Annotated in this window: 13 protein-coding genes and 1 pseudogene; 4 read left to right on the top strand and 10 right to left on the bottom strand. The window is 64.5% G+C overall.

The features are described from left to right. Positions 1-1240 (top strand): serine hydrolase (locus tag QZY06_RS11630; protein ID WP_295684392.1); only part of this gene is annotated, 1240 nt, incomplete at its 5' end. Between the two features lie 21 nt (positions 1241-1261). Here the strand turns inward: QZY06_RS11630 and mnmA are convergent. The 10 genes and pseudogenes from mnmA to gspG all read right to left on the bottom strand — a co-directional run bounded on the left by mnmA (position 1262) and on the right by gspG (position 8661). Next, on the bottom strand, positions 1262-2347 hold the full coding sequence (mnmA, locus tag QZY06_RS11635) for a tRNA 2-thiouridine(34) synthase MnmA (protein WP_295684393.1): 1086 nt from the start codon (positions 2345-2347) through the stop codon (positions 1262-1264). Beyond that, positions 2344-2810 (bottom strand): annotated as a pseudogene (locus QZY06_RS11640) (NUDIX hydrolase); the annotation flags it as partial. The pseudogene QZY06_RS11640 and the gene mnmA, both read right to left, overlap by 4 nt. A gap of 17 nt (positions 2811-2827) precedes the next feature. Then, complete coding sequence (locus QZY06_RS11645) at positions 2828-3580, bottom strand: type II secretion system protein N (RefSeq protein ID WP_295684396.1); 753 nt, start codon at positions 3578-3580, stop codon at positions 2828-2830. Then, positions 3577-4125 carry a type II secretion system protein M gene (gene gspM / locus QZY06_RS11650; RefSeq protein ID WP_295684398.1) on the bottom strand — a complete coding sequence of 183 codons (549 nt, stop codon included), beginning with the start codon at positions 4123-4125 and terminating at the stop codon, positions 3577-3579. The genes QZY06_RS11645 and gspM overlap by 4 nt, the downstream gene beginning before the upstream one ends. Continuing rightward, a complete protein-coding gene (gene gspL / locus QZY06_RS11655; protein WP_295684399.1) occupies positions 4122-5351 on the bottom strand; it encodes a type II secretion system protein GspL in 1230 nt (409 codons plus the stop codon). Before gspL ends, gspM begins: the two co-directional genes overlap by 4 nt. A gap of 32 nt (positions 5352-5383) precedes the next feature. After that, positions 5384-6364 (bottom strand): type II secretion system minor pseudopilin GspK, encoded by a 981-nt coding sequence (gene gspK, locus QZY06_RS11660; RefSeq protein WP_295684401.1) that lies wholly within the window; start codon positions 6362-6364, stop codon positions 5384-5386. After that, entirely contained in the window at positions 6361-7176 is an 816-nt protein-coding gene (gspJ, locus tag QZY06_RS11665; protein WP_295684403.1) for a type II secretion system minor pseudopilin GspJ, read from the bottom strand. The genes gspK and gspJ overlap by 4 nt, the downstream gene beginning before the upstream one ends. Next, entirely contained in the window at positions 7173-7568 is a 396-nt protein-coding gene (gene gspI, locus QZY06_RS11670) for a type II secretion system minor pseudopilin GspI (protein WP_295684404.1), read from the bottom strand. Before gspI ends, gspJ begins: the two co-directional genes overlap by 4 nt. Further along, the gene (gspH, locus tag QZY06_RS11675; RefSeq protein ID WP_295684405.1) at positions 7565-8206 is read right to left on the bottom strand and encodes a type II secretion system minor pseudopilin GspH; all 642 of its coding nucleotides are present in this window, start codon (positions 8204-8206) and stop codon (positions 7565-7567) included. The genes gspI and gspH overlap by 4 nt, the downstream gene beginning before the upstream one ends. Then, the gene (gene gspG / locus QZY06_RS11680; protein ID WP_295684407.1) at positions 8203-8661 is read right to left on the bottom strand and encodes a type II secretion system major pseudopilin GspG; all 459 of its coding nucleotides are present in this window, start codon (positions 8659-8661) and stop codon (positions 8203-8205) included. Before gspG ends, gspH begins: the two co-directional genes overlap by 4 nt. Between gspG and rrtA the strand changes: the two genes are divergently transcribed. Genes rrtA through fabG form a run of 3 tightly spaced genes read left to right on the top strand, consistent with a single transcriptional unit; the run spans position 8660 to position 11103 of the window. Then, positions 8660-9331 carry a rhombosortase gene (gene rrtA / locus QZY06_RS11685; RefSeq protein ID WP_295684410.1) on the top strand — a complete coding sequence of 224 codons (672 nt, stop codon included), beginning with the start codon at positions 8660-8662 and terminating at the stop codon, positions 9329-9331. The two genes, gspG and rrtA, sit on opposite strands and share 2 nt — an antisense overlap. A gap of 54 nt (positions 9332-9385) precedes the next feature. Beyond that, positions 9386-10333, top strand: a complete 948-nt coding sequence (gene fabD, locus QZY06_RS11690; protein WP_295684414.1) for an ACP S-malonyltransferase — start codon at positions 9386-9388, stop codon at positions 10331-10333. A gap of 11 nt (positions 10334-10344) precedes the next feature. After that, complete coding sequence (gene fabG / locus QZY06_RS11695) at positions 10345-11103, top strand: 3-oxoacyl-ACP reductase FabG (RefSeq protein ID WP_295684417.1); 759 nt, start codon at positions 10345-10347, stop codon at positions 11101-11103. The last annotated feature ends 102 nt before the right edge of the window (positions 11104-11205 follow it).

An 11205-nucleotide genomic window follows, 5' to 3' on the forward strand; every position in this document is an offset into this window, starting at 1 on the left:
ATCGTTCACCGTCTCGCCGTCGACGACCAACGCGGGTCGCACGGTGCAGCTGAACTGGAGCGTCACCGGCGCCACCAGCCTGCTGATCCTGCCCGGCTCGATCGATGTCAGCGGCAAGACCAGCACCAGCTTCGTGGTTCCCGCTGGTACCACGCGTCTCGCGCTGCAGGCGAGCAACCGCAGCGGCACCACCACGGTTCCCGCCAATCTGCGCGCCTATGACTGGAGCGGCACGGCGACAACCTTGAACGGGACGATTGGCACCGGCACCGGGCAGGTCAGCGGCTACAGCTTCGGGCTGTTCGATCGCACCGGCCCGCTGTTCGCCCAGGCTGGCGGTGACATCCCGGCCGATCAGCTGGTGCTGCTCGCCTCGGCGACCAAGCTGCCCTCGGTGATGGCGATCCTGACCATGGTCGACCGCGGCGAGATCGCGCTCGATACGCCGGTTGGCCAGTATCTGGCGCTTGACCCCTCGTTCGACTGGCCTACCGACAAGGGCCTGATCACCATGCGCATGCTGCTCGCCCATACCTCGGGTCTGCCGGGCCTTGACGATGCCGCACAGCCGGCCTGCATCACCGATGAAACCGGTGTCAGCCTGCGTGAATGTGCGCAGAGGATCGCCCGCGTCGACCTCGCTTCGGCGCCGGGGACTGCATTCAACTACGGCGGCATCGATTTCCAGGTCGCCGGCTACATCGCCACGCTGATCGCCAACCAGAACTGGCAGGACTTTTTCCAGGCTCGCCTGGCGGGTCCGCTGGGCCTGAGCCGTTTCACCTATGGCGATCCGGCCGCGGTGATCAATCCGCGCATCGCTGGTGGCGGCGCTTCGATCGCCTCGGAGTACGGCGAATTCCTGCGTCTGCTGCTGAACGATGGTGTCTACAACGGCAACCGGGTGCTGTCCTCGGCAATGGTCACGCAGGTCCTCACCGATCAGACCGTTGGACTGCGGACCATCTATTCGCCGTTTCCGCTGCTCCGGCGCAGCGACTATCCTGGCTACGGCCTCGGCGTTTTCCTGAGCGCGCCGCGCAAGCATCCGGGCAGCAATGGTCCGGAGTGGAGCGATCCGGGTTTGTTCGGCACCATGCCGTGGCTCGATGTAGCACTCGGTTACGGCGCGGTCCTGCTGCTTCAGGGCGACATCGTCAACGGCACGGTGACTGGCCTCGATATCTGGGATGAGCTGCGTCCCGGCATCATCACCCAGCTGACCCTGCCGGCCACCTGAGCGTAGGCCGGAACGTTTGGATCACTCGGCAGCGCAAGCGCTGATCTCGCCGCTGCCGAGGCATTCCTCGCCGTCGTACAGCACCAGGTACTGACCCGGCACGGCGGCACGCTGCGGCTGCTCGAAACCGAACACCACGCGCGGGCCATCGTGGCTCGCGATGTGGCAAGCCTGTAGGCTCTGACGATGGCGGATGCGCGCGCTCAAGCGCGCAGGCATCGGTTCGTGCTTTCGTATCCAGTGGAAGTGGTCGGTGGCGATCAGCGTCGTCATCAGCTGCGGATGCTCGCTGTCCTGCGACACCGTCAGCACGTTGCGCGCGGCGTCTTTCGTGATCACATACCACGGCGCTTCCCTGGCACCGCGCACGCCGCCGATTGCCAGCCCCTTGCGCTGGCCGAGGGTGTGGAAGGCCAATCCCTGATGCCGACCGATGACCGCGCCAGCATCGTCCTCGATGACGCCGGGCTGCGGCTTGAGGTGCTGGCTCAGGAACTCGCGAAATTCGCGCTCGCCGATGAAGCAGATGCCAGTGGAATCCTTGCGGGCGTGATTCGGCAGACCGGCCTGTTGCGCCAGCGCACGAACTTCCGGCTTGGTCAGTCCACCGAGCGGAAACAGCACGCGCTCGAAATGCTCGCGGGCGACCGCGGCCAGAAAATAGGTCTGGTCCTTGTTGTCATCGACGGCACGTAGCAGGCGAGGGCCGTCGGCACCGTGCTGGACTCGCGCGTAATGACCGGTCGCCACCCAGTCCGCACCGAGCCTTAAAGCGTGCTCGCGGAACGGCTGGAACTTCACTTCCCGGTTGCAGAGCAGATCCGGATTCGGCGTCTTGCCGGCTTGATAGCCGGCGAGGAACAGATCGAACACCCGCTGGCGATACTCGACTGAGAAGTCGACTCGATGCAGCGGAATACCCAGCTCCTCGGCGACCGCGCGGGCGGACTGGAAGTCCTCGGCTGAAGTGCAATAGCCGGCTTCGTCCTCGGTCCAGTTGACCATGAACAAGCCGGAAACCCGATAGCCCTGTTCGCGCAGCAACCAGGCGGTGACCGCCGAATCGACGCCGCCCGAAAGGCCGACGACGACGTGCTCGCCGCTCACGATGGGCGCAACAGCGCCGGGCTCAGATGCGCCAGCATCGTCAGCGGAAAACGCTGACCGGCGAGGGCATCGTCGATACCGCGCTGGACCATCGGGCTGCGATGCCGGTCCGCGGCCGCACGCAGTTCGTCCGGCGTCAGCCAGATCGCGCGGGCAATGCCATCGTCGAGCGTCCGCTCTGGATGGTGCTGCAGCGGTTCGGCAAGAAAGGCGAAACGCAGGAAACCGTAGCCCAGCTCCGGCGGCTCGTATTCGTAGATACCGAGCAGCGCAGTTGGCCGCACATCCCAACCGGTTTCTTCCAGCGCTTCACGCACCGCGCCTTCGATCAGCGTCTCGCCGGGTTCCCAGTGGCCGCTCGGCTGATTCAGCACCAGATGCTCGTTGACCTGTTCTTCGACGAACAGGAAGCGGCCATCGCGTTCAACGACGCAGGCGACGGTGATGTGATGTGCGGATGCCATGAGAAATCGGCGCGGCTTAAAGCTGCGCGCGCGACTTGATCCGGTAATAGCCCTGCGTGTCGGGCTGGCCGAGCGTGCGAACCAGATTCTGCACGGCCGGCTCGGCCTCCGGCTTGGCTTTCACCTTGAGATCGATCTCGTAGCTGCGATCGGTGTTCAAGCGCAGTTCGCCGCCGACATCGAGCGGCCCGCCGGTGGGCGATACCTTGGCGACGATCACGCCGGCTTCGGTAGTCACCACCATCTTGAAATCGCCGAGCACCAGCGGATTGCGGCCCAGTGTCCAGCGCAGGCGGACGATGTCGATATCGGCGCTGGCCTGCTTGGGGAATTTCTCGACCAGGATCAGCTCCTCGAGCTTGACGCCGACATCGCCGTCGATCGGCAGTTGCGCATCGCCACTGAGCGCCAGCAAACCTTTCAATCCACCGCTGGCCGCCAGTGAACTGACCACGATGTTGCCGCCAAGCGTGCGCGACACATGACCGTCGAACAGCAGGCCATCGACCGAACCGTTTATATGGAAGCCCAGCCGGGCGGCGATCAGCGCCAGCGGGCTGAACGTCCAGTTCAGCGGTTTGGCGAGGCTGCGGCCCTGATAACTGAGCGAGCCGGCCGAGCCGGAGAATACCGAGCCGGACAGGCCGGTCAGCTGCAGCGGCGAGCCAGGCGGCGCGATGCGCGGATAGATCGAAGCGATCGGCGCGGTCGCGATCAGGAAGGCGATAAAGCTGCCGATGCCGACCCACAGCAAGCTGCGGGTCTTCATGGCGCGCGGATCACGGCGAGGCGGGCGTTGACCAGGCCCGGTGTCGGCTGGCGCTCGATATCGGCAACCTCGATGCGCACGCCGTAACGGGTCTGCAGTTCGTTCATCCAGCGCAGCAGTACATCGAACTCGACATCCTCGAACCAGATGCGCGCCTGGTTCTCGCCATCCGGCTGCAGACGCGCCGGCGGCTTCTTCAGGGTGCCGTTCTTCGAAGCCTGATCGACGGCGGTCAGCAGCGAAACGTCGCTGCCGACGATCGGTCCCGACTGCGGCGCGGCAAAGCGTTGATCGACTTCGGCCTGCGCCAGGCGGGTAGCAAGCGTGCGAGCTGATTCCAGTTCGCTGGCCAGCTGCTGGCGATGGCGGGCGATCGGCTGCCAGATCGCCGAATAGAGCAGGGCGGCGATCACCATGGCGGCAGCGATGCTGACCAGGGTCTGCTCGCGCGGCTGCAGCGCTTCGTAGCGCGCACGGTACGGTGCGGTCTGCCCGGCGATCTGGGCGCGGGCGTCGGCAACCTTCTGACGAAGTGCGGCGCTCATGCGGCCACCGGGCTGAGTTTCAGGCGAATCTGCACGCCGTTCTCGTTGGAGTCCGCGGATTCGACATCGAGCCTGGCGCCCGGATGACTGCCGTACCAGGCGCGCAGGCGCTCGAGCACCTGCAGATCGCTGCCGGACAGATCCAGGAACAGCGCGCCATCGCGGAACTGCACGTTCTTCAGGCTCAGGCCCGGATTCTCGGCCAGGCCGCTGGAGGCCGATTGCATCAGCTCGAACAGGCCACCGCCGTTGCCGGCACCGTTGAGCAGGCGCAGCTGCTGGTCGACCTGGGCTTCGAGGTTGATGATCTTGGTTTCGCGCGGAAACAGGCGGTGAAAGGTTTCTTCGTTGGCGGTCTGCAGGGCGGCAACTTCGCGCTTCAGGCGCTGCGATTCGGCGACGTTCAGGCCGATGCCGAGCAGCAGCGCCACTGCCGCCAGCTGCGCGGCCAGCAGCCAGGGACGCCAGTAGCGGTTCAGATCATCGCGCTGCGAATAGCCGGCCTGCAGCAGATCGATCGACTGCGATGGCCGCCAGTGGCGAATCAGCGCTTCGAGCGGATGATCGAAGCCCGGCAGCAGATCCAGTGGCCGCTGCAACTGGGTGTAATCGGTGGCGTCATTTCGCGCCACCAGCACCCGCAGGCTCGCCGGCGTGCCGTTCTCGGCCAGTTCCAGCAGCAATTCGAAATCTTCCGCCACGCAGCTGAAACCGGCGTAAGGGCCGCTGCGGACGATCATCTGGCCGGCGTCCGGCAGCACGCTCCAGGGGCCACCTTCGGTCCACGGCAGAGCCAGGGTGTCCGGAATCAGTGCGCCGACTCGCACACCGGCGGCGTTGAATGGCTCCAACCAGTCGTCGACATGCGAGCGAGTGACGACGGCAATCGGAAAGGCACCGCCGGGCAAGCGGCTGCCGATCGCGAAATGCAGGGTGTCGACGTCTTCGGCGAACTGGTCTTCGAGCACGAAGGGCGCGGCCTGCAGCACCTTGGCCGGCTGCCGGGCCGGCACCGAGACCGTGGTCAGCCGGACATCGGCGCCCGGCACGAAGACGATCACCCTGCGGCCGACGCCGAGGGCGATGACCTCGTCCAGCGGCAGCTCGCGGACCAGCACGCCCGGCCTGGCAAGGCTCGTATCGAGCGGATCGGAGGCGACGAGCGCATGCGCGGTCGGCGCGTCCGGGGCGGTATCGCGCAGGCGGATATAGAGGATGTCGCGCAAGGGACGGGCGGGCAGCGAGCGTAGGGTGGGGATCAGTCGGCGTCAGTTGAGTGGGCGATCACGACTGGATCTGCGCCACCGTCGGGCCGGTAGTAGACACTGTATAGCGAGACTCGACCGCTGCCAATGAACACTTCGGCCTGTAGTTGGAAGTAGCGCGAGCGCACCTCGATCTGGTTCTCCGGCTTCAGATCGTTGTCCGGCCCGATGAAACTGTTGGCGCCACCATTCAGTACTTCCTGTGCGGTGTTGGCCGGGACCTTCAACCGCGTTTCGACGAATTTCATCATCGCCACGCGATCGATGGTCTTCGACAAGGTCGACAGTACCTGCGGCGAGGCCGTGTTGACGTTGATCTTGGTGCCAATGGTTGGCAATGCCGTGACAAACGGTTTCAGCGCCGCGTACAAAGCCGGCGTCATGCCGCGCACCTGCAACAGTTCGGAGGCGCTCAGCATCGGCCGGTTGGCGGCGCGATACGGCGGATCGAGGCCTTGGTACTCGTTGTCCTCGGCGCCATTGAGATCGATGCGCTCGTTGTCGGCATCGACCCAGTCTCGGATCGCGCTGCCGAGGCCGGTGGCCTTGATCGCGGCATCGCCGCCGATCGCATCGAGCAACAGCTGGAATTGCGCGAGGTAGATCTTCAGCTGAGCGACGTCCTTGGTCGCCAGATTGTTCAGATTGAAACGGCCCTGCAGATCCTCGACCCGGCCGCGCAAGGTGCCGTTGTCGATCGGCAGGAAATCGACCGGCCGCGCCCAGATATCGCCGAGAGAGTCGATCTCGTTGGTCTTGGCATCCAGCTTGAGGATGCCCTTGACCCAGGATTCGACGCCGTCCGCGTACCACAGCGCGGTTTCCGATTCGATCAGGTTGCTGGCTCGGCGCACCGCGATGTTCGAGCTTTCGAACATCGCGACGGCGGCGATCGTCGACAGCGCGACCACGAACATCGCCGTGATCAGAGCGATGCCTCGGGGTTTTCGGCGAATGGCGCGCGGGTGCTTCATTCGGTTGCGTCGAGACCGCCGGGGCTGTTAGTGCCGCCGGCAGTGCCCCCGGTAGTACCGCCGCTCGTGCCGGCTGTTGTTCCGCTTGTTGTGCCACCCGGCCCTTTCCCGGGCGGTGGCGGCGGCGCGGCCTTGCTCAGCTCGGCCATCTTCGACGCGCCCTCGGCACCTACCCGGAACAGCAGTCGGAGCTTGCCCCAGTCGCGCGTTTTCAAGGTCAGTTCGATGGCGGTCGGTGGCGGCTGCTGGGCATTCGGCACGCCGGCATTGCCGTTGGCCGACGGCCAGGCTTCGGACTTCTGGCCGTTGGCATCGTAGAAGCGCCATTCTGCTTCCTGGATGCGATCGAGCAGCGTCACTTCGCTGGGCTTGGTCTGCGCGGCACGATCGAGCACGTTCCAGCTGCGCCGTACCAGACGCTTGTCCTGGAACCGCGCGCCGCGCGCCTTGTCGACGTACTCGGATTCTTCCAAGCCGTAGCTGACCCGCTCCAGGGTCGAGCGCGGCAAGGACAGCAGGTTCTGCCAGCCGCCGCGGGTGAACTCGATGCGCTGCGCGAAGCTGTCGAAACCGAACGGCGGCTGTTCCTGACCGGTGCTATCGCGCACGCCGCGCGGTGCCGCGTTCTGGAAATCGGTGCGCAGGCGGATGTAGGCGCGGTCGTACTCCTCGGTGCGGCTGAGGTTGTCCTCGATCTTGGCGCGCGCGCTGAGCACCGTATTCAGGCCGCCGTAAGCCATGGTCGCGAACACGCCGAAGATGCCGATCACCACGATCAGTTCCAGCAAGGTGAAGCCGCGCTGGGATCTCACTGCGTAGCCTCGCGGCCGACGTTCGACAGGAAGCCGGTCAGGGTCACATAGGCCGTGGGGACCTTGTCGTTCTTCTTCTCGACACGGATGTCGATGCGGCGCAGGCCCGGATCCTGGGTGGTCTTGACCTCGGTCCGCCAGGTCCATTTGACGTCGCCGAGTTCGACATCCTCGTTGGCCTTGCCGAGTGCCGGCCAGGCCTTGCCGAGTTCGATTTCGGTCATTCGGTTGCGGGCGACGAACAGCGCCAGCGACTTGTCACGCAAGCTGGCCGCATTGTTCGCGAAGCGGGCACCGTTGCCGATGATGGCGCCGAGCGCGATCGCCAGCACGGCAACCGCGACCAGCATTTCCATCAAGGTAAAACCACGTTGGAGCTTTGAGACGATCATCGAGTCACCGCTTTCTCGACCGTGCGCCGCTCGCGGGTGACCTGGCCAAGCAGATTGCCTTCGATGCGCATCGACACGGGGTAATTCGGAGCTTTCAGATCGAGCGTGAACGGCGTCATCTGGCCACCGGGCAACATCAGAACCTGGGGCTTGAGCCGGGTTGCTTCATCTTCCTTCTTGTCATCGTCATCCGCGGATTTCGACTCGCCGCCGCTCTTGGCTTCCTTCGGCTGGATCGGCGGGACCAGCCGCCCTTCGATGCGCAATTCGGAATAAAACGGTTGCAGCAGCGGCCGCGAGCGGAAGGTGCCGCTCTGCGCGTAGTCGTCCCATTTCGAGGCCGAGGAGGCGATCAGGAAACGATAGCCGTCAGGCGTGAAGGCGAGGCCGATGGCAATGCCCTTGAGGTCCGCCTCGTCTTCGGCCAGACGCAGCAATTGTTCGATGCGTTTCGATTCGGCTTCGAGCCGATCATCGATCGCGCGATTGCCGATCGACAGACTGACGAAGGTGACCATGACGCCGATGATCGCGATCACCGCCAGCAATTCCAGCAAGGTGAATCCGCGTTGCCGCGATGAAGCCAACACTGGCGTGGCAGCGCTGGCGGGCAGCGCCCGCGCAGCGCCTTCGATCACGGAGCCGGAGCCCAGTTGCCGATATCGCTGGCCGAGCCATCGCCGCCGGGCTTGTTGTCTGCGCCGAGGCTGAACACGTCGATCTCACCCTTCACGCCGGGGCTCAGGTACTGGTAGGGGTTCTGCCAGGGATCGCGCGGCACCGATTTCAGATAGCCGCCCGGTTTCCAGTTGCGGGCCGGTGGCTCGCCCTGCGGCGGCGCGACCAGCGCTTCGAGACCCTGCTGGGTGCTCGGATAGTTGAAGTTGTCGAGCTTGTACAGATTGAGCGCGGTCTCGATCGCGGCGATGTCCTGCTTGGCCTTGACCTGACGCGCCTTGTCCGGCTGGTCGAAGATGTTCGGCGCGACGATGGCGGCGAGGATGCCGATGATCACGACGACGACCATGATTTCGATCAGCGTGAAACCGCCGACTGCGCGCTTCTGGGTCCGCTTCTGAGTCTGTGTTTTCATGATCCGCAAGAAGGTTGAAGACAACGATAATGCCGTACCAACAATGACAATAATGATAACAGAGGCCTCTCGCCCGACCGATTGGACGGCTCCCTCGGCATGGTTGCCGTATCTGCTGCTGTCAGTGCTGTCCGGCCTGATGATGCTCGGTGGCGAGCCGGTGATCGAAGCACTCCGTTACGACCGTGTTGCCGTCGGCGCGGGCGAGTGGTGGCGTCTGTTCAGCGGCAACCTCGTCCACCTCGGCTGGTGGCACTGGTTTTTCAATGTGCTGAGCTTCGCGCTGCTGGTTTTTCTGTGCCCTGAAAACAACCGGCCGGGTGAGTGGCTGCTGCGGGTTCTGGTGATCGGCACCGGCGTCTGTTTCGGGCTACATCTGTTCACTCCGAATCTGGAAAATTACGTGGGGCTATCGGGACTTGCGTATGGATTGCTGGTTTTCGGCTTCATCCGACAGATCCTTGTAGGTGATCGTTTCGCAGTGGCTTGTCTGGGCTTCGTTGCGGCGCGTATCGTGTGGGAAATGGTGATCGGCGCGCCGAAGTCCGAAGAGACTTTGATCGGCGGCTCGGTCGTCGCCGAATCGCATCTGTACGGGGTGGTTGCTGCCGTGATCTATGGCCTGGCAACCGGGGCCTTCCGTCGGCCCGCGCGTCCGGCAACGGCCTGACCATTCGCTGCAGACCAGAACGATCCCAGAACGATTAGAGACCTCAGGACAAGCATGAAATACGCGTTGCTGTTTCCCGGCCAGGGCTCCCAGGAAGTGGGGATGCTCGGCGCTCTTGCTGCTGCTCACCCGATCATCGAGGCCACTTTCGCCGAAGCGTCCGATGCGCTCGGTTACGATCTTGCCGCGCTGATCAAGAACGGCCCGGCCGAAGAACTGAACCGTACCCAGCGCACCCAGCCGGCGCTGCTCGCCGCCAGCGTTGCCGTGGCGCGGCTCTGGCAGAGCCTCTGCCTGCCGCCGCCGACGGCACTGGCTGGCCACAGCCTCGGCGAGTACTCGGCGCTGGTGGTGGCTGATGCCCTGCAGTTCGCCGACGCGCTGAAGCTGGTTGAACTGCGCGGCGAGCTGATGCAGTCCGCCGTGCCGCAGGGTGTCGGCGCGATGGCCGCCGTGATCGGCGTCGATGACGAGATCGTCGAGAAAGCCTGCGCTGCCTACGACGGCGACGGCATCCTTGAACCCGCCAACTACAACGCGCCGGGTCAAGTGGTGGTTGCTGGCAGCAAGGGCGCTGTCGACTGGCTGGTGGCTAACAGCAAGACCTTCGGCATTCGCAAGGTGATGCCGATTCCGGTGTCGGTGCCTTCGCATTGCTCGATGATGCGCGGCGCGGCCGAGCAGCTGGCCGAGCGTTTGAAGACGGTGGCGATCGCCACGCCGGCGATTCCGGTGCTGCATAACCTCGATGGCCAGCCGCGCAGTGATGCCGACGGCATCCGCAAGGCGCTGATCGAACAATTGTTCCGGCCGGTGCGCTGGGTGACGACGATCCGCAACCTCGAAGCGCTGGAATGTCATGCGCTGTTCGAATGCGGCCCTGGCAAGGTGCTGGCGACGATCAACAAACGCATCGTCGATGTAGCCTCCGGCAACCGTCTTTCGATCGCCTTGGGCGATCCCGAAGGTCTGCAGCTGGCGCAGGCCTCGTTCAATCCATAAACGGAGTTTTCATGAGCATCACCATCTCAAGCCGCTTCGCCGCCGGTAGCGTCGCACTGGTCACCGGCGCGACCCGCGGCATCGGCCGCGGCATTGCCGAGCGTCTGGCGGCAGAAGGCGTCAAGGTCATCGGTACCGCCACGTCGGCAGCCGGTGCCGCGCAGATCGAGGAATATCTGGCGCCGCAGGGCGGGGCAGGCCGCGTACTCGATGTCCGTGATCCGGCCGCGATCGATGCGCTGGTCAGCGCCACGATCAAGGAGTTCGGGCCGCTGGCCATCCTGGTCAATAACGCTGGCGTCACTCGCGACGGCCTGCTGCTGCGGATGAAGGACGCCGACTGGAGCGAAGTCATCGACACCGATCTGTCCAGCGTCTTCCGCCTGTCCCGTGCCGTGGTGCCGGGCATGATGAAGGCGCGCTCCGGCCGCATCATCTCGATCGGTTCGGTGGTCGGCACCATGGGCAACGGCGGCCAGACCAATTACGCTGCGGCCAAGGCCGGCCTGATCGGCTTCTCGAAAGCGCTGGCCCGGGAGATCGGTTCGCGCGGCATCACCGTCAACGTCGTTGCGCCAGGCTTCATCGATACCGACATGACCAAGGGCTTGAAGGACGAGCAGCGCGCTGCGCTGATCGAGCAGGTGGCGATCAAGCGCCTCGGCGCCGTCAACGATATCGCCGCTGCCGTGGCCTTTCTGGCATCCTCTGATGCCGCTTACGTGACTGGCGAAACGCTTCACGTGAACGGCGGCATGTATATGATCTGAAACGTATTACCAAACGCCTGCAATGCCTGCACCCAATTGGCTGGCAGCAGGCTGCATGAATCTCTTACACTAGCGCCGCTTTTAGCCCCATAACTCCGAGGG

It is taken from the genome of uncultured Nevskia sp., from assembly GCF_903885465.1.
In the GTDB taxonomy this organism is placed as follows: Bacteria; Pseudomonadota; Gammaproteobacteria; order Nevskiales; family Nevskiaceae; genus Nevskia.

Excerpts from the sequence above, each read along its gene's own strand:
- fabD (WP_295684414.1), top strand. The coding sequence starts at position 9,386 with ATGAAATACGCGTTGCTGTTTCCCGGCCAGGGCTCCCAGGAAGTGGGG.
- fabG (WP_295684417.1), top strand. The coding sequence starts at position 10,345 with ATGAGCATCACCATCTCAAGCCGCTTCGCCGCCGGTAGCGTCGCACTG.
- gspM (WP_295684398.1), bottom strand. The coding sequence starts at position 4,125 with ATGAGCGCCGCACTTCGTCAGAAGGTTGCCGACGCCCGCGCCCAGATC.
- gspI (WP_295684404.1), bottom strand. The coding sequence starts at position 7,568 with ATGATCGTCTCAAAGCTCCAACGTGGTTTTACCTTGATGGAAATGCTG.
- QZY06_RS11645 (WP_295684396.1), bottom strand. The coding sequence starts at position 3,580 with ATGAAGACCCGCAGCTTGCTGTGGGTCGGCATCGGCAGCTTTATCGCC.
- rrtA (WP_295684410.1), top strand. The coding sequence starts at position 8,660 with ATGATCCGCAAGAAGGTTGAAGACAACGATAATGCCGTACCAACAATG.
- gspG (WP_295684407.1), bottom strand. The coding sequence starts at position 8,661 with ATGAAAACACAGACTCAGAAGCGGACCCAGAAGCGCGCAGTCGGCGGT.
- gspK (WP_295684401.1), bottom strand. The coding sequence starts at position 6,364 with ATGAAGCACCCGCGCGCCATTCGCCGAAAACCCCGAGGCATCGCTCTG.